At 73.4% G+C, this 22888-nt stretch carries 21 protein-coding genes and 2 pseudogenes; 15 read left to right on the top strand and 8 right to left on the bottom strand.

The features are described from left to right. Positions 1-107 precede the first annotated feature (107 nt). From LX15_RS15150 to hisG, 6 genes are all read left to right on the top strand, one after another. On the top strand, positions 108-1280 hold the full coding sequence (locus tag LX15_RS15150; protein WP_253670227.1) for a diaminopimelate decarboxylase family protein: 1173 nt from the start codon (positions 108-110) through the stop codon (positions 1278-1280). Continuing rightward, complete coding sequence (locus tag LX15_RS15145) at positions 1277-2221, top strand: spermine/spermidine synthase domain-containing protein (protein ID WP_253670226.1); 945 nt, start codon at positions 1277-1279, stop codon at positions 2219-2221. Before LX15_RS15150 ends, LX15_RS15145 begins: the two co-directional genes overlap by 4 nt. Beyond that, complete coding sequence (locus LX15_RS15140) at positions 2218-3057, top strand: SAM-dependent methyltransferase (protein ID WP_253670225.1); 840 nt, start codon at positions 2218-2220, stop codon at positions 3055-3057. Before LX15_RS15145 ends, LX15_RS15140 begins: the two co-directional genes overlap by 4 nt. Beyond that, positions 3054-3968, top strand: a complete 915-nt coding sequence (locus LX15_RS15135) for a spermine/spermidine synthase domain-containing protein (protein WP_253670224.1) — start codon at positions 3054-3056, stop codon at positions 3966-3968. The genes LX15_RS15140 and LX15_RS15135 overlap by 4 nt, the downstream gene beginning before the upstream one ends. Before the next feature lie 24 nt (positions 3969-3992). Continuing rightward, the gene (locus tag LX15_RS15130) at positions 3993-5009 is read left to right on the top strand and encodes a DMT family transporter (protein ID WP_253670223.1); all 1017 of its coding nucleotides are present in this window, start codon (positions 3993-3995) and stop codon (positions 5007-5009) included. Positions 5010-5124: 115 nt separating this feature from the next. Then, the gene (gene hisG / locus LX15_RS15125) at positions 5125-5997 is read left to right on the top strand and encodes an ATP phosphoribosyltransferase (RefSeq protein WP_253670222.1); all 873 of its coding nucleotides are present in this window, start codon (positions 5125-5127) and stop codon (positions 5995-5997) included. A gap of 148 nt (positions 5998-6145) precedes the next feature. Here the strand turns inward: hisG and LX15_RS15120 are convergent, their stop codons facing one another. Next, positions 6146-6970 (bottom strand): LLM class F420-dependent oxidoreductase, encoded by an 825-nt coding sequence (locus tag LX15_RS15120; protein WP_253670221.1) that lies wholly within the window; start codon positions 6968-6970, stop codon positions 6146-6148. 145 nt (positions 6971-7115) lie between these two features. Between LX15_RS15120 and LX15_RS33570 the strand changes: the two are divergent. Both LX15_RS33570 and LX15_RS15115 read left to right on the top strand, forming a co-directional pair. Further along, positions 7116-7529: pseudogene (locus tag LX15_RS33570) on the top strand (acyl carrier protein); the annotation flags it as partial. A gap of 22 nt (positions 7530-7551) precedes the next feature. Beyond that, a pseudogene (locus LX15_RS15115) lies at positions 7552-7804 on the top strand (NAD-glutamate dehydrogenase domain-containing protein); the annotation flags it as partial. A gap of 259 nt (positions 7805-8063) precedes the next feature. On the opposite strand, the gene LX15_RS15110 reads toward LX15_RS15115, so the two are convergent. After that, positions 8064-9335 (bottom strand): alpha/beta fold hydrolase, encoded by a 1272-nt coding sequence (locus LX15_RS15110; RefSeq protein WP_253670219.1) that lies wholly within the window; start codon positions 9333-9335, stop codon positions 8064-8066. Positions 9336-9490: 155 nt separating this feature from the next. Continuing rightward, positions 9491-9970: a CcdC protein domain-containing protein gene (locus LX15_RS15105; protein WP_253670218.1), complete on the bottom strand. Its 480-nt coding sequence runs from the start codon at positions 9968-9970 to the stop codon at positions 9491-9493. Positions 9971-10038: 68 nt separating this feature from the next. Here LX15_RS15105 and LX15_RS15100 point away from each other — a divergent pair, with 68 nt between their 5' ends. Further along, positions 10039-10734: a TetR/AcrR family transcriptional regulator gene (locus LX15_RS15100; protein WP_253670217.1), complete on the top strand. Its 696-nt coding sequence runs from the start codon at positions 10039-10041 to the stop codon at positions 10732-10734. 244 nt (positions 10735-10978) lie between these two features. Here the strand turns inward: LX15_RS15100 and LX15_RS15095 are convergent, their stop codons facing one another. Continuing rightward, on the bottom strand, positions 10979-11416 hold the full coding sequence (locus tag LX15_RS15095) for a hypothetical protein (protein WP_253670216.1): 438 nt from the start codon (positions 11414-11416) through the stop codon (positions 10979-10981). A 111-nt stretch (positions 11417-11527) separates the two neighbouring features. Further along, a complete protein-coding gene (locus LX15_RS33135) occupies positions 11528-12568 on the bottom strand; it encodes a type VII secretion protein EccE (protein WP_253670215.1) in 1041 nt (346 codons plus the stop codon). Between the two features lie 181 nt (positions 12569-12749). On the opposite strand from LX15_RS33135, the gene eccB reads away from it, so the two are divergent. The 6 genes from eccB (at position 12750) to LX15_RS15060 (ending at position 19688) form a co-directional block, all read left to right on the top strand. After that, entirely contained in the window at positions 12750-14162 is a 1413-nt protein-coding gene (gene eccB, locus LX15_RS15085) for a type VII secretion protein EccB (protein ID WP_253670214.1), read from the top strand. Between the two features lie 9 nt (positions 14163-14171). Continuing rightward, entirely contained in the window at positions 14172-16406 is a 2235-nt protein-coding gene (locus LX15_RS15080; protein WP_253670213.1) for a sensor histidine kinase, read from the top strand. Continuing rightward, positions 16403-17044 carry a DNA-binding response regulator gene (locus LX15_RS15075; protein ID WP_253670212.1) on the top strand — a complete coding sequence of 214 codons (642 nt, stop codon included), beginning with the start codon at positions 16403-16405 and terminating at the stop codon, positions 17042-17044. Before LX15_RS15080 ends, LX15_RS15075 begins: the two co-directional genes overlap by 4 nt. 96 nt (positions 17045-17140) lie before the next feature. After that, the gene (locus LX15_RS15070; protein ID WP_253670211.1) at positions 17141-17788 is read left to right on the top strand and encodes a LuxR C-terminal-related transcriptional regulator; all 648 of its coding nucleotides are present in this window, start codon (positions 17141-17143) and stop codon (positions 17786-17788) included. 17 nt (positions 17789-17805) lie between these two features. Continuing rightward, entirely contained in the window at positions 17806-18471 is a 666-nt protein-coding gene (locus LX15_RS15065) for a sensor histidine kinase (RefSeq protein WP_253670210.1), read from the top strand. 89 nt (positions 18472-18560) lie between these two features. Then, positions 18561-19688: a S8 family serine peptidase gene (locus LX15_RS15060; protein WP_372502727.1), complete on the top strand. Its 1128-nt coding sequence runs from the start codon at positions 18561-18563 to the stop codon at positions 19686-19688. 1194 nt (positions 19689-20882) lie between these two features. Here LX15_RS15060 and LX15_RS15055 read toward each other — a convergent pair. The 3 genes from LX15_RS15055 to LX15_RS15045 are packed head-to-tail and all read right to left on the bottom strand — an operon-like array spanning position 20883 to position 22820. Beyond that, positions 20883-21188: a hypothetical protein gene (locus LX15_RS15055; protein ID WP_253670208.1), complete on the bottom strand. Its 306-nt coding sequence runs from the start codon at positions 21186-21188 to the stop codon at positions 20883-20885. Between the two features lie 16 nt (positions 21189-21204). Beyond that, positions 21205-22479 carry a WXG100 family type VII secretion target gene (locus tag LX15_RS15050; RefSeq protein ID WP_253670207.1) on the bottom strand — a complete coding sequence of 425 codons (1275 nt, stop codon included), beginning with the start codon at positions 22477-22479 and terminating at the stop codon, positions 21205-21207. 2 nt (positions 22480-22481) lie between these two features. Further along, positions 22482-22820: a hypothetical protein gene (locus LX15_RS15045; protein ID WP_253670206.1), complete on the bottom strand. Its 339-nt coding sequence runs from the start codon at positions 22818-22820 to the stop codon at positions 22482-22484. Positions 22821-22888 lie beyond the last annotated feature (68 nt).

The following is a 22888-nucleotide window of genomic DNA, read 5'->3' as shown; positions in this document are numbered from 1 at the left end:
CGCCCACCAGGCGGCGACGCGCCCGTCCGCCGGGCGGTCCTCCTCCCCGCGTCACCGTCACCGCTGTCGCGTCTCCACCGACGCCGAGGCGAACCCTGGGGTGAAGAGTGCTCAACAGTGACGTGATCTCCGCTGCGGTCAGGACCTACGGCACGCCCTGTTACGTCTACGACGAAACCCTCCTGCGACGGAACATCGCCCGGTTCACCGAGCTGACCTACCCGCACCGCTCCGTCCACTTCGCCTCGATGGCGAACAACAACCCGGACCTGCTCCGCCTGGTCCGCGACGCCGGCCTCGGCGTGTTCGTGAACTCGGTCCGCCACCTCCGCCTCGCCCTGGCCTGCGGCTTCACCCCCGACGAGATCATCTACACGTCCACGGGCGTCCGTCGCGAGGACCTGGAGCTGGTGGCCCACCTCGGGGTGACCATCAACCTGGACTCGGTCAGCCAGCTCCGATTATTCGGCGAGGTCGCGCCCGGCAGCTCCTGCGGGGTCCGCCTGAACATCGACGAGAACTCCCTCGGCAACGTCTTCATCGGCGCGGAGAGCCGCATCGGCGTGCTCCAGCACGAGTTCGACGACATCCGCGCGGTCGCGGACAAGTACCGGCTCACGATCACCGGCACCCACGTCTACCTGGGCACCAACATCGTCTCGCTGGACACCATGATGGCCGGCGTCCAGCGCACCCTCGACCTGTCCGACGCGTTCCCCGACCTGACCTACGTCGACCTCGGCGGCGGCTTCCCCGTCACCGACGACGGGGCCGAGGACTTCGACTACGCCGAGTACGACCGCCGCATCTCCGACCTGTTCGCCCGGTACTCCGCCCGGCGGGGCCGGGACATCAGGATGGTCCTGGAGCCGGGCCGTGCCCTGTTCGGCGACACGGCCGTGTTCTGCACATCCGTGCTGGACGTCAAGGAACGACCGGACCGCTTCCTCGCCTGCGTGGACGCCAGCGCCACACTCATGCCCCGGTCGCTGTTCTACGGCGACTTCCACCGCGTCGACCTGCTCGCCGCCGAGGGCCGGCCGGACAGCGACCGGCCGACCGACGTGGTCGGCTCCACCACCTACTCCCGCGACTTCCTCGCGCGGGGCACCCAGTTGCCCAGGCTCGCCGTGGACGACGTGCTCGTGTTCGCCAACGCCGGCAGCTACAGCTTCTCGATGATCACCCAGTTCCTCGGCCAGGACGCGCCGTGCGAGGTGCTCGTCGGCGGGGACGGCGACCTCCGGCTGATCCGCGCGAGGGGCGGGGAGGGGCAGTGATCTCCATCGACGGCGAGGTCTGGACGTTCGAGGAGATCGCCCCCGGCGAGGCGCACTGCCACCGGGTCGTCGAGACGATCCACACCGCGCGGAGCGAGTTCCAACGCGTCGAGGTGTGCCGGACCGAGAGCTACGGCCGGGGCCTGTTCCTCGACGGGCGCATCCAGCACGTCGAGGCCGACGAGTACGTCTACAGCGAGAGCCTCGTCCACCCGGCCATGACCCTGCTCGGCGGCTCCGCGCGCCGCGTGCTGTGCGTCGGCGCGGGTCCCGGCGGCGCCGTGCGCGAGCTGCTCGCCTATCCCGGCGTCGGCGAGGTCGTCCAGGTGGAGATCGACACCACCGTGCTCGACGTCGCCAGGGAGCACCTGCCGCACAGCGCGGCGGCCAGCAACGCCGCCGACCCCCGGTTCACGCTCAGGGTGCGGGACGCGCTCGACTACCTGACCGAGGGCGGCGAGCCGTTCGACCTCGTCGTCAACGACCTGAGCGAGCCGTTCCCCGGCAGCCCCGCGGCCCGCTTGTTCGGCCCCGAGGCGCTGCGCGCCGTCCGCGCCCGGCTCACCCCGGGCACCGGCCTCTACGTGTCGTGGTGCGGCTCGGCGGGACCCCGGTCGAGCGGCATGGCCGCGCGGATCTGCCGCAACGTCAGGGCGGTGTTCGGCCACTGCCGCCCGTACCTGGTGCACACCCAGTCCTACGGCACCGTCTGGCTCAACGTCATCGGCTCGACCACCCCGTTCGACCCGCTCGCCCGGTCAGCCGACCAGATCGACAACCAGCTCGCCCGCACCCTGCGGGGATCGACGCGGCTCTACGACGGGGTGACGCACCACCACATGTTCCACCTGCCCAAGGACGTCAGGGAGACGCTCGCGACCGCGCCGGAGGACGCGGACGAGCCGGTCGAACTCGCGGTGTCCGTCAGGAGCACACCATGAACGCTTCCCGGTTCGCGGCCTTCCCCGAGGACTTCCACGCGGTGGCCGCGCTCTACGACAACGACATGGACGGCAACAACGTCGTCCACGACCTGGTGTACCCGGAGGTCTTCGGGCCGGGGGAGTACATCGGGCAGTTCAGCGACAACAGCGCCTCCGAACTGGTCGCCATGGGCGCGGCCATGGACCTGCCGGACGGGTCGTCAGTGCTGGACGTGGGCTGCGGCACCGCGCCCGTGGCGACGTTGCTGGCCACCCGGTTCGGGTGGCGCGTGACCGGGATCGACGTCTCCGCCACCCCGCTGCGCAAGGCGGCCAAACGGGTCGCGGAGGCCGGCCTGGCCGACCAGGTCGCGTTGGTCAACGGCAACGTCTACACCCACGACTTCCCCGAACCGTTCGACGGGATCTACGGGACGGGCGCGTTCTGCCACTTCGACCCGTCCCGGCTGTTCGCCCGGTGCCGGGACCTGCTGCGGCCGGGCGGGCGACTGGCGTTCATGGAACGGGTCCGCACCGGGGAACTCACCGACGACGAGTGGCGGCGGCTGACCGAGGAATGGGCGTGCCCGACCGTCAACACCGTCGAGGAGTACCGCCAGCACCTCGACGTGGCCGGCCTCCGGGTCGACGAGGTCCGCGACCTGACCCCGACCTTCCGCGACTGGCAGGACCGCTCCGTCGTGGTGCGGCTGCGCCGGCGCACCGAGATCGTCGCGTTGACCTCGGAGCAGTACTTCGAGACCAGCACCCGCCTCGCCGACCACGAGAACGCCGTGACCAAGGCGGGCAAGCTCGGCTACGTCCTGGTGACCGCGACCCGGGTGGACGGATGAGCGGGCTGTTCCCCCGACAGGTCGTGGAACCGATCACGCGGCACGAGGCGCACGTGCACGAGGTGGTGGAGGTGCTGGCGCACGGCCGCACCGCCGTCCAGTCCTACGAGATCGTGCGCCTCGGCGGCTACGGCCGGGCAATGGTGATCGAGGGCCGGGTGCAGTCCACCGAGGCGGACGAGGCGATCTACCACGAGGCGCTGCTGCTGCCCGCCTTCGTCCACGCGCCGCGCGCGGAGAGGGTGTTGTGCCTCGGCGGGGCGAACGGCGGGATGCTGCCGAGGATCCGCGCGCTGACCGAGGTGCGTGAGGTCGTGCAGGTCGACGTCGACCGCGAGCTGTACGAGCGGTCCGTGGAGTTCCTCCCGCACATGCACGGGGACGCGCGGCCGGACCCGCGTTGCCGCGTCCTGTTCGGTGACCCGCGTCAGGTGGCGTCGACCCTGCCGGGTCGGTTCGACCTGGTCCTGGCCGACCTGCCCGACTCCGTGGACGGCACCCACGTGCCGCGCATGTTCACCGCCGAGTTCTACGGCGAGCTGTCCGCTCTTCTGGCCGACGGCGGGGTGTTCGCCACCCAGGCGGGGCCGGCCAACCCCCTCGACCCGACCTTCCTCGCCAGCGTGCTGCGCACCGCGCGGTCGGTGTTCCGGCACGCGGCGGCGTACACCGTCTCGGTGCCCGCGTTCGGCATACCGTGGGCGTTCGTGGTCGCCTCCGACGGCGTGGACCCGGCGACGCTGACCGCCGAGGACTTCCACCGCAGGATGGCGCTGGTGGAGCCGGGCGCGGCGCGGACCTACGACTGGGAGACCCACCGGCACATGTTCGCCCTGCCGAGGCCGCTGCGGGAGGCCTTGACGGGGAACGGGAGGATCATCCGGGACAGCGAACCGTTGTCCGTCCCGTGACGGCCGACAGCCATGGAGACACCAGTGGTCAGCGCTGACACGTCGAGGACGTCCGCGGGCGTCGTGGTCGGGATCGCCGCGAACATGACCTGGGGGCTGGCCTTCCTGGTCCCGGTGCTGCTCGCGGAGTTCAACCCGGTGGCGATCACCGTGGGCCGGTACCTGTGCTACGGCCTGCTCTCGCTGGTCATCGCGCTGGTCACCGGGAACAGGCTGCGCTATCCCCGCGCGGTGTGGGGCAGGGCGGTGCTGTTCGCGGTGACCGGCAACATCGGCTACTACTTCCTCGTCGTCCAGGGCGTCGAACTGGTGGGCGCGCCCGTGGTCGCGGTGATCATCGGGACGCTGCCGGTCACCGTGGCGCTGTACGGGAACTGGTCGCACCGCGACGTGCCGTTCCGGCTGCTGGCCCTGCCCCTGGTGCTGATCGCGTGCGGACTGGTCGTGGTGAACGCGGTCGAGGTCGACTGGTCGGGCGTCGGGACCCGCTCCCTGCCCGCCCAGCTCCTCGGCGTCGCCTGCGCGCTGGCCGCGCTCGCGCTGTGGACCTGGTTCGGGGTGGCCAACTCCACCTTCCTCAAGGCCAACCCCGGGATCTCCTCGGCGGAGTGGTCGACGGTGATCGGTGTCGTGACGTTGGCGCTGTCGCTGGTCGTGACGCCGGTGTTGTTGTCGGGGCGCGGGGTGGCCGCCGCCGGCTCGGCGGCCGACCTCGCCTGGTGGCCGCTCGTGGTCGGCAGCGTCGTGCTCGGGCTCCTCGTCTCCTGGGGCGGCACCCTGCTGTGGAACAGGGCCTCGCAGCTCCTCCCCGTGTCCGTGGCGGGGCAGCTCATCGTCTTCGAGACCATCTCCGGGCTCTGCTACGTCTTCGTCGCCACCGGGAAGACGCCGCCCTGGTTGGAGATCGCGGGCATCGTCCTGGTCCTCGGCGGTGTGCTCGTCAGCCTCCGCCGGCTCCGCCAGGGCAGCCGGGGCGGTCGGGGCGGTCGGGGCGTCACGGGCGCGCGCTCGGACACCACCCGGGAGCGCGACAGCGCCTGACGACCCGTCCAGGGTTCCGCGACCGCCCTCGGGACGGTCGGACCGGCCCGCCGGCGATCTTCCCTGGTCAGGGACTGGGCTGGCTGTCCGATGTGGATCTGCCAGACTAGGGGTCATGACTCTGCGTATAGCGGTACCCAACAAAGGGTCACTGAGCGCGAAGGCGATCGAGCTGCTCCTCGACGCCGGCTACCGCGCCCACCGCCGCAACCGCGAACTGCGCGTCACCGACTCCGCCAACGACATCACGTTCTTCTTCCAGCGCCCCAAGGACATCGCCACCTACGTCGGCTCCGGCGACCTGGAGGTCGGCATCACCGGGCTGGACCTGCTGACCAACTCGGCCGCCCCGGCCCGGCCCATCCTCGACCTGGGCTTCGCCCGGTCGGAGTTCCGGTTCGCCGCCCCGCCCGGCACCATCACCAGCGTCCCCGAGTTGCAGGGCCGGCGGGTCGCCACCAGCTTCCCGGTCCTGGTCGAGAAGCACCTCGCCGACCACGGCGTGCGGGTGGAGCTGATCCGGCTGGACGGCGCGGTGGAGAACGCCATCGAACTCGGCGTCGCCGACGCCATCGCCGACGTCGTGGAGACCGGGGAGTCGTTGCGCAGCGCCGGGCTCGTCCCGTTCGGCGAGCCGGTGATGCGGTCGCAGGCGATCCTCATCCAGAGCACCCGGCGGGCCTACACCGACGACCAGGCCGTCGCCATCCAGGCGCTGACCCGTCGGCTGCGCGGCGTGCTGGACTCCCGGCTGTACGCGGTCATGGACTACAACTGCCCGAAGGCCGTGCTCGATCGGGCGTGCGCGCTCACGCCCGGCATCGAGTCGCCGACGATCTCCCCGATGGCCGACCGGGGGTGGGTGGCGGTGCGGTCCCTGGTCCGCAGGGACGAGGCGCAACGCGTCATGGACGAGCTGGAGGCCATCGGCGCGAAGGCGATCCTGGTGACCGCGCTGGAGGGATGCCGGATCACCCCGGCCCCGTGACACCGGGGGTCATGGGCGGGCACGGCGTGGTCCGGACACCGGGCGGCGACGGCGTCCGGACCGGGAACCGTGAGACGCGCGGGGCGACCGGCGTCGCGAGCGAACCGCGGGGAGCCGGGCTTGGGACGCGAGCCGTGTCCCTCCGGGCTCAGTCCTGGTAGCGGGCGATCACGTCCGCGAGGGCGTCCAGCCTCCGGAGCCCGTCGGACTCCGGCAGGGTCGTCAGGTGGAAGGTCACCCGGTCCGCGCCGGCCGCCACGTACGCGTCCACCGACGACGGGTCGTCCGGGTCGGCGACGACGTTGATCACGACGCCGGTCCTGCCCCGCTCGGCCAGCCACTCGCGCACCCGGCCGATCTCGTCGGGAGCCAGCTCCGTCGGGAACCAGCCGTCGCCGTGCGCGGCCACCCGGGCCAGGGCCGCCTTGCTGTTGCCGCCGACGTAGAGGGGCGGGTGCGGCTTCTGGACGGGCTTGGGCCACATGGTCAGTGGGGAGAAGTCCACGTGCTCGCCGTGGAACTCGGCCTCCTCCTGGGTCCAGATCAGCTTGAGCGCGGCGAGCTGCTCGTCCATCCGGCGGCCCCGGGTGCCCGGGTCGACACCGTGGTTGCGCATCTCCTCGCGGTTCCAGCCCGCGCCGACGGCGAGGATCACCCGGCCGCCGGAGAGCAGGTCGAGACTGGCGACCTCCTTGGCGGTGTGGATGACGTCCCGCTGCGGCAGCAGGGCGATGCCGGTGCCCAGCAGCAGCCGTTCGGTCGTGGCCGCGGCGGCCGTCAGCGCGACGAACGGGTCCAGGGTGCGGTAGTACACCCGCTCCAGCTCCCTGCCGTCCGGATACCGGGTGCCCACGGGGATGTGGGAGTGCTCGGCCAGGAACACCGCGTCGAATCCCCGGTCTTCCAGCGCGCGGCCCAGCACGTCGGGTCGGATGCTCTCGTCGGTCACGAACGTCGAGATGCCAAACCTCATGTGATCTCGAACTCCGCGCGCCGGCCGCGCTATTCCCCGGACCGGATGGTGATCGACGCGCCGACGGCGGGGTGAACCGGTCGGGCTCACCTGGTCGGACCAGTCAGGGTGGGCATTTGGTCGCTGTCGGGCGGGGAGGCCGGACATGGCGGGGCACGGGGCCGGGGGAGGGAGCTTCAGGGCGGCGGGCTGGCCGGCGGGCGGCGGGGACGCCGTGCCGCGAGACCGGAGACCCGCGCGGGCGAGGACCTGTCCGCCCAGCGGAGCCGGGAGCGCCACCACGGCCGCACTGTCCACTGTGGATGGTGATCATGATGGGAACCACCCCGTGCTCGCGGGTGACCGGACTGGCGGTGCACCTGCCGACCACCCGGCCGTCCACCGACGAGGTCGAGGCGCGGCCGGCCGCGCGCGACCCCGGGTGCCGCTTTCCCTCTCCCCCCAACACACACAACGGATCGACCGGACGAAGTCCCTCGACGAGCGGGGCGTGGACTCCCTGATGGGTATGGAACTGCTCGTGCTGGTCCGCAAGCGGTTCCAGCACCAGATCTCGCCGATGGAGCTGGTGCGGACCTCCGGTCGCGGCGTTCGACCACCGGCACGTGTTCCTCGACCCCGACCCGAACCCCTCGGTGTCGTTCCGGGAGCGCAAGCGCCTGGTCGAGCTGCCGCGCTCCTCGTGGGACGACCACGACCGGAGCAAGATCAGCAAGGGCGGCGGGGTCTTCCCCCGCACCCTGAAGTCGATCCCGGTCAGCCCGCAGGTCAGGGAGGCGCTCGGCCTGCCGGACGGCGTGAGCCGGCGCTCCTCCCGAGCTGATCAAGGCGATCCGTGGCCGCCACTACGAGCTGGCGGCCTGCGCCGACGCGTCCCGGCCATGGCCGAGCTGGCCCTCGCCCATCTGGAACGGCTCGCGACCGAGGAACACCGGGCCTGACACGGTGATCACGGGACACGGTGATCACGGCACACGGTGATCACGGGACACGGTGATCACTGCTGACGCGGTGATAGCGGCTGACGTGTGGTCGCGGCTCGCCGGTGCTTCCACGGCACCGGCGAGCCGCGATCGTCGCGGGGTGGCGAGGGTCAGACTCGACCGGCGGCCATGTCCATCAGCCGGGACAACACGCGGTCACCGGACGCGCGCACGCCGTCGTGCTCCCACTCGTTGGTGATCCAGGCGCGCAGCGCGCCGACCGACCGTGCGGTGGCCAACGAGATCTCGACGGGCACGTACATGTCGTCGTGGTAGACCGCCGCCGCCACCGGCACCTCGTTGGCGGCCAGCCGGGCCGGGTCGTACAGCGGGGGCCAGTCGGCGCGCTCGGCCAGCAGCCCCACCGCCTCGGCGAACGGCCGCAGGCCGGCGATCTCCTCGAACATCCAGGGGTACATCATCTCGCCGGTGAACAGCAGCGGGTCGGCGTCCTCGGCGAACTCGGGGAAGGCGTCCATGGCGCGGGCGGCGGCCCACGCGGTCGCGCCGCCCTGCGCGTAGATCGACTCCTGGAGCACCGCGTACAGCGGGTTCTCCACGAAGCCGGTCAGGTTCATGACCTGCTGGAGGAAGGCCGGCGAGAGCGCGTCGCCGTGGATCGCCTCGTCCAGCAGCCAGTGCAGGCGCTCGAAGCCGTCGCCCATGCCCAGCATCTGGCCGAGGACGCGCAGCCGCCGCACCGTGAGCCGGTCGCCGTCGGGCAGCAGGACGGTCTCGCGGTCGAGCAGGTCCGCGATCCGCCGGACCCGCTCGCGGTCGCCGGGGTAGCGGGAGTAGTAGGCGGTCACCTTCTCCCGCACCTTCGGGTAGGTGAGGGCGTAGACGTCGTCGGCGGTCGTCTCCAGCCCGGAGAGGCCACCGGTGACGTAGCAGGCGCGCAACCCCTCCGGGGCCTGCGAGAGGTAGGTGAGGGTGATGAACCCGCCGAAGCTCTGCCCCAGCGTCTCCCACGGCTCGTCCCCGCAGAGCCGCCGCCGGACCAGTTCGGCGTCGGCGACGATCGAGTCGGCGCGGAAGAACGCGAGTCTGTCCGCCAGCTCGCGACCGGAGAGCGCGGAGGCCGTGCGGGAGGTCACCGGCGTGCTGCGCCCCGTTCCCCGCTGGTCCAGCAACAGGACCCGGTGGGTCTTCAGGGCGTGGCCGAGCCAGCCGCCCGCCACGTCGGTCGGCCTCGGCGCCTTGCCGCCGGGGCCGCCCTGGAGGTAGAGCAGCCACGGCAGCTCCTCCGAGGCCCGCGTGGGGTCCACCAGCTCCCGCGCGAACAGCTCGATCGTCGGCCCCGAGGGGTCGGCGTGGTCGAGCGGGACGGTGAACGTGTGGTCGGTCACCGCCGCTCCCGGCATGCGGTAGCTGGTGCTCATGCGGTCCTCTCCTCGCATCCAAGATCCGGCTGCCAGGCGACCCTATGTCCCGGGTCGCCGCATGCGAGGCTCGGGCTCCTCGGCGGGGCGGCCGCCGTGGTCGCGGTTGAGGGCCGGGGTGGGGGAGCTGGGGAGACGGTGGGGCGGACCGTCGGTCAGCGGTGACGCCTCTCGGGGGCGAAGGGGATACCCGTTGCCATGCCTTTGCGGACCATGACCAGGGACTCGCCGAGGAAGCCGACCCCGACGGAGAGCTGGATCGGGCGCGCGGCCTCGTGCATCCCCATCGCGACCGCGAGGAAGCCGAAGCCGGCCATGACCACCAGCGAGCCGACGATGACCAGGAACGTCCACCCCGTGTAGCGCTGCCACAGCACGCCGTCCCTGGTGAAGACCTGGATGGTCGTGGCGCGAACCGCGCCCAGCGCCATCCCGAGCAGGGAGCCCGCCGCCACCCACACCACGTCGGTCGGGGTGAGGTCCTCGACGTGCCGGAGCGCCCACAGGCCCAGCGCGGTGAGCACCAGCGGCGGCACCACCAGGTCCCGCAGGTTGAGCGGTTCGCCGCGCAGGCGCCTCACCACCACCGCGACCGCCACGACGGCGATCAGCACCGCCAACGCCGGACCGCTCATGTCGTCCCCCCGTTTGTAGCTTGACCATGCTAAAAAAGAATTTAGCGTGGGCGTGCTATAAAGACAAGGTGCCGAAGATCGTCGACCCCGAGGCCCGCCGCCGCGCCGTGGCCGACGCCGTCTTCCGGGTCAGCGCCCGCGACGGCCTCGAACACGCCTCGCTCCGCAACGTCGCCGACGAGGCGGGGCTGGCCATCGGCTCGGTGCGCCACTACTTCAGCGACCACGCCGATCTCATGATCTTCGCGATGCGCGAGCTGGGCCGTCGCGTCAGCGAGCGCGTCCTCGCCCACGCCGAGCGCCTGCTGAACCCGGAACCCGGCCAGACCAGCGCCCACCGGCGTGACGCGGCCGAACGGTTGTTGGGGGAGCTGCTCCCGCTCGACGAGTCGCGGCGGGAGGAGGCCGTGCTCTGGCTCACCTTCACCACCGCCGCGCGGACCCGCCCCAGGCTGCGCCCCTTCGCCGAGGAGATGGACGAGGGCATCCGCACGGTCGTCCGGCGCGTCCTGACCGAGGCGCGTCGGGCCGGTGGCCTCCCCTCCGACCTCGACATCCCGTTGGAAACCCAGCGGCTGACCGCCCTGCTCGACGGGCTGACGCTCCACGCGGTCCTGCACCCCGAGCGGGTCACGCCCCGGACGATGCGCGCCGTCCTGCGGCGACACCTGGACGAACTGGCCCGGTCGGGCCGTGGTCGTCGGCCTCCGTCGTCCCCGAGGCGAAGTGCCCGGAAGGTCCCGGGACCTCCGGACGCGAGGTAGGGACTTTCGACCAGGGCGCGACCCCTGCCCGCTCTGCCAGGCTGGTGCCAGCGAGCCAGACCGGATCGTCCCGAACCGGAGCGGGACCGGTGACGGAAGGCGGGAGGCTCGCCGGGGACCAGTCACATCCTCGCGGTCCCGTCAGGGCAGGGCTGACGGGTGGCGGGGTCACGAGGCGGGGTGGTCAGACGCGCGGTCGGCCACCCCGCCTGTTCCCGTCCCACCGCGCTCCCGCGCCTCCGGGTCAGGGGACACTCGCCCAACCAGGCCAGCTCCCGCGAAGCACCGGCGACGCCGTGCGGACACGGGGCCAGAGACGGATCCGGTAGGAGTCCATCCCTTCGGCGCCCTGAGCCGCCGCCGAATAACCGCGCCCCGAGACGCGAGCGCGGTAGCACCCCGACGACACCCGCCCCTCGCACCGGGTCGGCGTGAACCCGCCGGAGGGCTCGAACACCAGCAGACCGTCGCGCACGTCGAGATCGACATCGACGACGTGGTCCCAGCCGTCGTCCGACGGAGGCTCATCAGCCCACACCTCGACCCGCATCGGGGCGCCGAAGCTCTTCCGGAACGGGACGACGAGATCAACCAGTCCGGCATCGACACCGACCCACCTGCCGGACCGTCGCGCGTCGTCGAGCGCCCGCAGCACCGCGTCGCTCTGGGGTCCTCGTCCCACGGGGCACGGGAGTAGACGTAGAGCTGACCGTGGTCGATCTCGACTCCGCCGGTTCGCCGCCTCCGCTCGTCACAGCGTCCGTCGGCGAGGCTCCGCTGAGGGAACGAGGGATCAGAGCGCGAGGGGGAGGGTCGCGACGACGTGCTCCCCGTGCCGTCCCGTGACCGGACGCAACGGCACCTCAGGAGGCGCGGCGGCGAACGTGCGGCCGTCCCACGGGCGGTCACGGGGGATGGCGACGCGGATCGCGGCACGCCGCCGGACCTGACCCCTCGACGTGCGGTCCACCGTGTAGGAGGTGCAGGTGAGCACGGCCCCTGGCGCGCACCACCCGAGGACGGAGGTCAGGTCGGCCCCCCGCTTCGGCACCAGGCACACGTGCCGGAGCCAGCCGACCGACCAGTGCCGCCAGGTCTCCTCGACCCTGTGCCGGCCGTGGCCGCCGTGCGCCGAGTCGGGGTTGGAGCCCAACGCCACGAGAAGGTCCTGGTGCAGTTCGAGCGTGTCCAACACCGAACCGGCGTGACCGGCCTCCGCCAGGTCGTTGACCAACCGGAGCGCGGCGGCGGACACGGCCTTCCGCGCGCCGGTCTCGCCGTCGCCCCGCGCGAGCGCGGCCGACGGGTCGTCCCCGGTCCGGTAGCGCAACGCCAACCAGTGCACCCGGATCGGCGTGACGGCGTGCGTCCGGGGGTCCGGGGGACCGGGAACCGCCCACACCACGAGCTGCGCGCTCGCCAGCCGGACGTCCGCCCGCTCAAACGCCTTGTGCAGCAAGGAAACCAGCGTGCGCGGATCGGGGTGGGAGGAGGGCGCGACGCGCACCACCGCGCTGTGCGACGCGCCCTGGTCCACACTCACCACGCCCACGGGATTCCCCGCCCTGTCCACCTGCGTGGCGAGGTCCAGACGCGGGAGCACCGCCAGGAGCGGGGTGGCCGCCTCCTGCCCCGACCTCGACGGCCGTGACAGGAACCTGACGTGGACCACCGCCCACTGGTACAGGCACAACCCGCCGAAACGCACCGAGGTCGCGAGCACCGCGAGGACGGCGACCGCGACCACCGCGACGCCCAGCGCGTCGAACGGGAACCCGAAGGCGAGCACGGACAGCGCGGCGACCTCCCACACCGCCACCTGGCCGACGCTCACCGGGAGGAGGCGCCTTCCGTAGTCCGGACGGAGGTCGGGAATACGACTGGTGGTCGACAAGACGTTCACGGACACGCACCGTCCCCGGGCCTGTGAGGTGCAAGAGTGGGGAACAAGATCCTTCCGCTCAGTAGTATTCCGACACCTGACCGCAACGCCAAGTGCTCGCCGGGGGTCGCCCGTGTGGACGCAACGAGACCAGGTGCAGGCCGCCCAGTTCCTGCGGAGGCGGCTGGTCTCCGCCCTCGTCTCCGCCGACCCCAACCACCCGGTGTCCCCGGTGCGCCGCGCGGTCCTGGGCACCGCGCTGGGACTGGCGGCCCTGCTGCTCGTCTCCGGCGTCGTGGGGGTCGTCGGCCTGCTCCGGCCGGGGTCGGCGGGCAACTGGCGGCAGGGCGGCCAGGTGATCGTCGAGAAGGAGACCGGCGCGCGGTTCGTGCTCGGCGAGGACGGCGCGCTGCACCCGGTCCTCAACTACGCCTCGGCCCGGCTGCTCGCCGGCGGCGACGGCAAACGAACGGTGACGCTGTCGGCCAAGGCGCTCGCCGACGCCCCGCGCGGCGCGGCACTGGGCATCCCCGACGCCCCCGACTCGGTGCCCGACAGCTCCCGGCTGCTCGCGGGCTCGTGGGTGAGCTGCACCCGGCGCTCCCGCGACCAGCCCCACGACGCCGAACCCACCTCCACTGTCCTGTTAGGACACTCGGTCGGCGGTGACCAGCTCGCGCCGGGGCAGGGCCTGGTGGTCGGACTGGGGACCGGAGCCCGCTTCCTGGTCACCGAGGGCCGACGGCACCTGCTCCCCGACAACCGCGCGATCACCGCGCTCGGCTACGCCTCCACCACCCCGCTGCCCGTCTCCTCGGCCTGGCTCAACACCGTTCCGGTCGGCCGTGACCTCGGCGTCGTCGCCGTCGCCGGCAGCGGCTCGGCGGGACCCACCGTGGGCGGGGTCGCCACCCGCGTCGGCCAGGTCCTGGTCTCGACCGGCGCGGACGGCACCGAGGTGTTCTACGTGGTGCGGCGGGAGGGCCTCGCGGTGGTGACCGAGACCGAGGCGAGCCTCGTGCTCGGCTCCCCGAGCGCCGCCGCGGCCTACGGCGACGCCGTGCCCCGCCCCGTCCCGGTGACCGCCCTCGACGTGCCGACCATCGCCCGGCCCCACTCCGGCGACGAGGGCGAGTACCCGCCGCGACGCCCGACGCCGACGCGCGTCGCCGACGACACCACGGTGTGCGCCACCGACATCGAGACGGGCAGGACCAAGATCCTCGTGGGCGCCGCGGTGCCGGGCGGCGACCACGCCAAGCCGATCCGGGTCACCCAGCCCTCGCCGCGCACCGCCACCGAGGTCTACGTCCCCGGCGGGGCGGGCGCGCTCGTGGCCGAACAACCCGCGCCGGGCGTCGGCGTCGGCGGCGTCCACCTCCTCACCGACACCGGCTCCCGGTACCCGGTGCCGGGCGAGGAGGCCGTCAAGTCCCTCGGCTACGGCGGAGTGACGCCGAAACCGGTCCCGTCCACCCTGCTCGCCCTGTTCCCCTCCGGCCCGGCGCTGGACCCCGCCCGAGCGCGGCGCGCGGTCTCGGGCTGAGCCGCGGCGATGCGATCGGCCGAACGGCAGCTCCTGCGGACCGGACTGCGCTACGCCCTGGGCATCCGGACCGTCGTGCCGGCCGTCTCCAGCCTCGCCGTGCTGGTGTTGGAGACGCCGAGGTCGCCGGCGCTGACGGTGGCCGTCGTCCTGGCCCTCAACGCCTGGAACCTCTGGTTCGCGTACCGCTTCCCCCGGGGCTCCGGCCGGTGGCTGGTCCCGGTGGACGTGCTGGCGCACTGCGCGGTCTGCCTGTCGCAGGCGTGGACGGTCGACCCCGAGGTGAACGCGAGGGGCACGAACTGGGTGCTCGTCGTCGCCTCGATCACCGTGGTGTCCTACCCGTGGCAGCTCTCGGCCCGCGCCCTCGCCGCCGCGACGGTGGCGATCATGGCGGCCTACGTCGGCGGCGCCGCGCTGGCCGCGCCCGACCCGTGGCAGGTCCTGACCCCGATCCAGCTCTGGATGGGCGTCGAGGCCCTGCTGTCCCGCGCCCTCTACCTGCTGGTCCGGCGTGGGGCTAAGGCGGCCGACGAACTCGTCGCGCACGGCGAGCGGCTCCGGCGGGACGCCGCCGTCGCCGCGGCGCGCCGCGCCGACGAACGCGAGTACCTGGCCGCGCTGCACGACACCGCCTCGGCCACCCTGTTCATGGTCGGCGTCGGCGTGGTCGGCGGCAGGGAGCAGTGGCTGTCACGGCAGGCCGAACGCGACCTGAAGGTCATCACCGGCTACGCGGAGGTGCCCGACGGCGAGGCCGACCTCGTCGCCCTGCTCCACGAGGTGATCCACCACGTCCCGCTGCGGGTGCGGTGCGCCGCGCCGGAGACCCTGCGGATGCCGGCGGTCGAGGCGGTCGCCCTGTGCCACGGGGTCCGCGAGGCGCTCACCAACGTCGTGCGGCACGCCGGCGTCGCCGAGGCCGAGATCCGCGTGGAGCGGCGCGGCGACCTCGTCGTCGTGGAGGTCGCCGACCGGGGCCTGGGGTTCGACCCGGCACGCGTGACCGGGCACCGCTACGGCGTGACCCGCTCCCTGATGGAGCGGATGGCCAGGACCGGGGGCCGCGCCGAGGTCGTGAGCAGCCCCGGCGCGGGGACCGTGGTGCGCATGGAGTGCTCGCTGGCCGCGCCCGCCCCGCCCGAGGGCGACGCCGAGGTCATCGCCGGCCGGTACATGCAGGGCCTGCGGTGGGCGGTCCTCGGCATGAACCTGGTGATCCTCTACGCCCTCGACCTGCCCAAGCTCCTGGCCAACCTGGACTCCTACGACCCGTGGTGGGCGCAGCCGTCGGTGATGGCGGCCCTGACCGGGGTCACCGCCGTGGCCGGCGTCGCCACCGCCCGTCGCCGCCCGCTCGGCTGGGCGCGGTGGCCCCTGCTGGCCGTGGTGTTCGCCGCGTCGGTGCTGGGAACCGCGTCGGTGCGGGCGGACCACCGGCTCGGCGTCGCGCACTGGTCGGAGGGCGACGCCGCGTGGTGGGTGGTCCTGCTCCTGCTCGACAGCGGGCTGCCGGTGTTCGTCCTGGTCGTCGCCGCCCAGTACGCGACGACGTTCGCGCACGTGGCGTGGCTGGGTGGGTCGGCGCTCACCCTCGCCAACGTCGTGCACGCGACGATGATCGTGCTCAGCTTCCAGATCACCGTCGGGGTGATCGCGGCCGTGCTGCGGCCCATCGCCCGCTCCGCCGCGCGGATGGCGGCCGAGGAGGAGCGGCTGCGCACCGCCGAGGTCGTGGCCGGGCAGCTCCACCAGGACCGCAAGGAGCGGTACGCGGCGCTGGGGGAGACGACGACGCCGCTGCTGCGGGGCCTGGCCTCGGGCGAGCTGGACCCCGGCGACGAGACGGTGCGGCGGCGGTGCGCGGTCGAGGCCGCCAGGATGCGCCGGCTGTTCGCCGAGGACGCCACCGTGCCCGACCCGTTGCTGCATGAGCTGAGGGCGTGCATCGAACTGGCGGAGCGGACCGGGATCACCGTCCTGTTCGCGGAGCGGGGCGAGCGCCCGCCGGTGCCGAAACACGTGCGGCTGGCGTTGACCGAGCCCGTGGTCGCCGCGCTGGCCACCGCCGCGAGCAGCGCGCGGGTGACCGTGGTCGGCGCGCGCGACGCGCTGACCGTCAGCGTCGTGGCCGACGCGCCGCCGGAGTCGGTCACCGCCGTCGACCAGGCCGGGGTGATCACCTCGGTGGTGACCGACGGCAGGCAGGTCAGGGTGAAGGCGACCTGGCGAGGAGGGACATGATCACCGTCGCGGTCGTGGACGACCACCCCGTCGTCGTGGCGGGCATCCGCACCTGGTGCTCGCTGGCCGACCCGCCGATCACCGTGGTGGACTCGGGCCCCACGGTCTCGGTCGCCTGGCTGGAGCCGGGGGCCAGCGCCGACGTGGTCGTGCTCGACCTCCAGCTCGACATGGGCGGACCCGCCTACGGCGACCTCAAGCGCCTGGTCGACGCGGGCCGCCAGGTGGTCATCTACACCATGCGCGACGACAAGGAGACCGCGCTGACCTGTCTGGAGATCGGCGCGTTCACCTGCCTGACCAAGGCGGAGGGGGAGGCCCACCTGGTCGCCGCCGTGACCGCCGCCGCGCGCAACGAGCCCTACACGCCGCCGGCGCTGTCCGGCGCGCTGGGCACCGACACCCGGCCCAACCGGCCCCGGCTCGCGCCGAGGGAGGTCGACGTGCTGCTGGAGTGGTTCCACTGCGAGTCCAAGGAGATGGTGGCCAAGGAGCTGAACCTCTCGGTGCGCACGGTGAACTCCTACCTGGCCAGGGTGCGGGTCAAGTACGCCAACGTCGGCCGGCACGCGCCCACGAAGGCCGCCCTGGTGGCCAGGGCGATCCAGGACGGGTTGATCAGCGTCGACGAGCTGTGAGGTGAGGGTCGAACGAACCTCATCGCCCCCGTCCCCTCCTGGATAGCGTGACGACGAAGATCGGCTTCGGCGACGGGAAGGACGGGGGCCACGGCGATGAGGGACGTCGGGCGGACCAGGGTCGGGGTGATCGAGGACCATCCGCTCTACCGGGCGGCGGTGTCGCGGGTGCTGGCGGACGCGCCCGACGTCGAGCTGGACGCCGTCGCCGAGTCCGTGCCGCAGTTCGCGGCCCGCACGAGCGGACCCGGCGGCGTCGTCCTGCTCGACCTGAGGTTGCGGGGCGTGTCCGACACGGCGGCGGTCATGGAGGTCGTCGCGCTGGGGCACCGGGTGCTGGTGCTCTCGGCGCACGCCAGCCAGTCCGAGGTGCTCGGCGCGGTGGCCGCCGGCGCGCGCGGCTACCTGTCCAAGGAGGCCGACGGGACCGAGATCCTCCGCGCGGTGCGGGAGATCGCCAGGGGCAACAGCTACGTCTCGCCCATGCTCGCCTCCGTGGTGCTCAACGCCTCCCGGGGCGCGTGCGGCCCCACCGCCGAGCTGTCGGCGCGGGAACGCCAGGTGCTCGCGTTGCTCGCGGCGGGCGACCGCGACCAGGACATCGCCAGGGCCATGGCGATCAGCGTGCGCACCGTCCGCTCCTACCTCGACCGCATCAGGGACAAGACGGGCCGGCGCCGCCGTCCCGAGCTGACGCGGTTCGCGATCGAGGAGGGCCTGCTCCACGAGGCCAGGACGGCCTGAGGCGGCGTGGGGTCGTCATGGCGGGTTTCCTGGTGGGCGCGCTCGTCGGCGCGCTGGTGGCGGCGGCCGCCGCCGCGTGGGCCTTCCACCGCGGGGTCCGACGCGGGCAGGCGGCGGAACGGGACAGGAACAACCGGTTCGTCCACGACACGGCGCTCCAGGGGCTGGAGGCGATCGCGTTGCTCGCCGCGCCGGGCACGCCCACCGGTCCCGACCGGGTCGCCGAGATCCACCGGATCGCCAGGGCCGGCGCGACCGAGCTGCGCGCCAGCCTCACCGCGGAGGCGACCTCGGGTCGGCCGGCCCGGCTCGGTCAGCGCCTGGGCAGCGCCGTCGTGGACCTCGCCAGGGACGGGCTGCGCGCGCAACTGATCATGGGCGAGGTCGACGACGTGCTTCAGGAGCCCCGGTGCCTGGCGCTGGACGGGGCCGTGCGGGAGGCGCTGCGCAACACCCTGCGCCACGCCGCGACGGATCGGGCCGTGGTGCGGGTCCGCGAACACGACAGCGGCATCGAGGTGACCGTCCGGGACCACGGCGCGGGGTTCGACCCGGCCACCACCGAGCTGGGCTTCGGGATCAGCCAGTCGATCCTGGCCCGGCTGCGCGAGGTGGGCGGGCGCGCCGACATCGTCTCCACCCGGGGCCGGGGCACCCTGGTCACGTTGTGGGCCCCCCGATGACCCGGATGGCCTCGATGACCCGGATGACCCGGATGGCCTCGATGACCCGGATGACCCCGATGGCCCCAATGGCCACACGGTGCGGGGGAGTGCTGTTGACCGCGCTCGTCGTGGGCGCGTGCACGGTCGCCGGGGAACGCCCCGCCGTGGCCGCGCAGTGCGCCGCCCCGGCCGGCGTGTACCGGGACCCCGTCGGATGGGCCACGCGCCTGGTGGACCCCGCGCGGATCTGGCCGCTGACCACCGGAGCAGGGCAGGTCGTCGCCGTCGTGGGGACCGGAGTGGACGCGGGCAACGCGCAACTCGCGGGCGGGCAGCTCCTCCCCGGCCCCGACAACCAGGACTGCGACGGCAGGGGGACGTTCGCCGCTGGCATCGTCGCCGCGCGACCCGACCCGTCGACCACCTTCTCCGGCATCGCGCCCGGGGCGCGGGTTCTCGCGCTGCGCGCCGCCGAGTCGACGACCGAAGGGCCCGCCGAGGGCGAACCCGACGCCGTGGCCGGCGCGATCACCCGCGCCGCGGACTCGGGCGCGTCGGTGATCCTGGTCGTCACGCCGACGCGTCGGAGCAGCCCCGCGTTGGAGGCGGCGGTGCGGCACGCCCTGGCGCGGAACAGCGTGGTGGTCTCGTCCGTGGTCGGCGACAAGCCGGACGCGCGCAGCTACCCGGCGGCGCTGCCCGGGGTCGTCGCGGTCACCGGCATCGACCAGTCGGGCACCCCGGTGCCCGCCGAGTCCGGTGATCACGTGTCGATCGCCGCGCCGGGCAAGGACCTGGCCGGCACCTCCGCCGGGGCCGGCGGGCGGATCGGTCACCGGTGGGGCGTCGCCGACCCCGCGCTGTCCGCCGCCTCCGTGGCGGCGACCGTGGCGTTGCTGCGCGCCTACCGGCCGGGCCTCACCCCGTCCCAGGTGGTGACGCGCCTGACGGCCACGGCGGTGCGCCCGCCACAGGGCGTCCGTGACTCGCGGCTCGGGTGGGGAGTCCTCAACGCCTACGCCGCCGTCGCCGCCGAGGGCCTGGACGGTCCTGCCCCCTCGGCCGGCCCGTCCGAGCGGGCCGGGACGGTGGCGCCGGCGGCGGGGCCGCCGTCCCTGCCGCCCCAGCCACGGCTTCCCGGGGCGCTGGCCCTCCTCGCCGTGGTGGTCGCCGCCCTCGCCGCGCCCGTCGCGCTCCTCGTCCGCAGGGGGCGCGCCCGCCGCTGGAGGGCGTGAGCCGCTCCGGAGCCCCCCGCTTTCGGTCCACTGTGGACGGCCCGTGTGTACTCGTGTGCACTCGTGTGCACTGTTGCCCGACAGTTGTCCACTGTGGATGCTCGTGTGTGGATGGGGAAGCGAACGAGGCGAAGCGAGACGCACCCACGTCACCAGTTCAGCCTGACCACCGACATGCCGGCCTCCTTCTGCGCCCGCGTTTCACCCTGGCGGCGCGGCAGCAACGAGAGGAACCCGTGGCGCGGAGCGAGTGGCACCGCATCTTCTTTGACGGGAGGAGTCTGGTGGGGTTGCTGGGTTACTCGGAGAACGCGTACTTGCGGGGGCGTTCCGTTGAGTTGCCCACAGCGGCCTGCTGGACGAGCACCCTGACCGAGGTGACTTGAGAGAAGCTTGCTGAGCACTCGGGTCTGTCCCGTCATCGGTGGTAACGGGCAACGAGGACGGGCAACCATGGCGACGGTGGAGATCGACCCTTGTAGGCAGCTCGTGTGGTGTAACGGGTAGCCAGGCGGCGGAACTGCTTCAGCCGGTTGGAACAGCGCTCGACGACGTTTCGACCCACACAGACGTTCTGGTCGAACCCGGGCGGCCGGCCCTCACGGGAGCCTCGCGCGCGGCTCGGGTCGGCGGATGGGAGGAGGCCCTGTCGGCGATCACCTGCTCCGGTCTCGTGCGTGGCCGGCCGGGTCCATCCCGCCGCGCCATGATCGCCTCCAGCGGTGGCGGCAGGGGTGGGTTGTCGCCGGCCTGGGGTGAGCGGGATCGACATCGGTAGGCCACGTCCGTCGACGGCGAGGTGGGGACTTGCTGGTCAGCTCGCCGCGGGATCGGCCGAGGGCTTCGCCGTCGGGCGGCGAGCCGTTCGGTCCACTCGCTGGCGCAGCCCCCCTTGCGCGGCTTCTCCAGGATCGCGGTGATCACCTGTCGGTGATCCCGCCATCCGCGGCCACGCCCCGACGCCCGTCACAGCGGCTGGATCGCCGCCCACGCCCGGTCGGTCAGTTCACCACGGCCAACCCTGCGCCAGAACTCGCAGACACCCTGATCACCGACTTGCAGGACACCCGTCTAGACCCCGCGGTCGGGCCATCGCTGGGTGTGCTCCACCGCCGGACCCCGCAGGGCTCCCACGGGATCGGCGGTGTTGTGGCAGCGCCCTCGTCGGCGGCAGGAGCATCGTCCCGACCAGACTCACCGCGCCCGGTTGATCTCCTCGGACGTCGCCCGGTCGGTCGCCTCGTACTGCGCGGCCGCCTCGTCGAGGCGACGCAGGATCTCGTCCAGATCCCTGGCGGCGGTGTCCAGCCGCGCGCCGATCTCGGCGAGGTTCCGCCGGTGGACGTCGGCCGCCCGCTCCGAGGAGGGAAGCTCCCCGAAGGCCGTGGCGGGCGGCGTGTGCGCGGCCACCTCGGACCGGGTGCCGGTCAGCTCCTGGCGGGAGGGGGCCACGTTCGCCGCGGTCGCCCTGATCGCCCTGGTCTCGACCTCGAACGCCATGACCTGCCTCCCGCTGTCAGAGCCGTCGTCCCGCCGGCGGTTCCTGGTCGGGCTCGGGGGCCTCCCCGATCACCGAGGGCGTGATCGCGGCCGACTCGCCCCAGACCTCCTCGGTCTCGGTCAGCCACGGCGGGACGCGACGCCCCGAGCCCGCGTCGCCGGCCGCTCCGCCGAACGGCATGAGGGGCATCATCGGCATCGCGCCGGGACCCGACCGCTGATGCCCGGCCGCCGCCCCAGCGGCCAACGCGCCCGCGCCGGCCGCCGCGGTGAGCGGGGACACGCCGCCGAGCATCCCGGGATGCGCGGACGGGGGAGGAGGCGCGTCGCCGCCGAGCGAACCGCCACCACCGGCGGCGAGGCCCGCGCCGAGGTCGGCCCCGCCGAGACCACCACCGCCGAGACCACCGCCGCCACCGAAGTCCGCAGGGGACGCGCCCTGGGGGTCGGGAACCGTCGCCGACGGCGGGGGCGACGGCGCGGCGTCCGCCGGGTCGGGCCGACCGTCACCGGGTTTCCGGTTCGCCCCGCCCGGCAGCGCCCAGACCGGCACCCGGGGGAGCCGGCCCCCGACCCCGAACCGGCCGGCCGCGGCGGCCGAGGCCGCGGCCAGGCCGGCCGGAAACATCCGACTGAACAACGGACCCCCGCCGGACGCGGCCCCGGCGCCACCGCCGCCGGTGGCGCCGGGGGCGGGCCTGGCCGGCACACCGTCGGCCATCGAGGTGGGGACCGCGTTCTCGGCCGTGCCGTAACGTCCGGCCAGCTCGGTCATCACGGCCACCGCCCTGGCGTGGGCGGCGTGGGAGACGCGCAGCGCGTCCTGGTGGGCGCGCACCGCGCCGGCCGCCTCCGACTGGAGCCGTCGGGCGCGGGCCACGTCGTCCGACGACGCCCAGGCGCCCAGGTCCACCGGCAGGGTCGCCATGCGGACCGTGGCGGCCGGCAGGTCGGGCACGGGCACCGGAGCCGGCATCGCGGCCTGGGCCCTCGCCAGGGCGTCGGCCGCGTCGTGCACCAGGTTCCTCAGGGTGAACGCGTTGTCGGCGGTGCGGCGCAGCCCCCGGCACAGATCGGTGATCATCGCGAAGTACTGGTCGGCCGCGCCGCCCCGCCACCGGTCCCGGAACTGGCGGAGCTGGGACTCCAGCACGCCGGCCTGCTCGTGCAGCCGGCGGGCCACGGCGTCCCACGACTCGGCCGCCGCGCGCGACCGGTTGGGGTCGCCCGCCCGCAGCATCGCATGGAGCTGCTGGTGGCTGTAGCGGGAGAAGTCGGTTCTGGCGCGCATGGTCAGGTCCTGTCGCCGTGCGGGCGCAGGGGGAACAGCTCGGCCGCGACCTGGTGGTCGACCCGCTGGTACGAGGAGGCCACCGTGCCGGTGACGTCCTCGGCGAAGTCGAGGGCCTGGCGGGCCCGCTCCAACACGCCGCGGAACTCGCGGACCGCCCCGCCGTGCCGTTCGGCGAGCGCGTCCGCCTCGCCGAACGCGCCGAACGGCAGCGCGGCCGTCGCCATGGCGTCGAGCCGGGCGAGCAGCGCCGCCGTGCCCGCGAGCTGGGTCCCCAGCTCCCTGGCGAAGTCGGTGAGGGAGTTCAGGTGAACCTGGAAGGAAGGGTTGTTGGCCGGCACCGCGACCTCCTCCGCCGTGGTCGGTGTCCCGTGGCCGGAGCCGGGGACGGACGGCGCCCCGGGCGGAC

Source organism: Streptoalloteichus tenebrarius (genome assembly GCF_024171885.1).
Classification (GTDB): Bacteria; Actinomycetota; Actinomycetes; order Mycobacteriales; family Pseudonocardiaceae; genus Streptoalloteichus; species Streptoalloteichus tenebrarius.
This window is presented reverse-complemented; position numbering and strand designations above follow the sequence as displayed.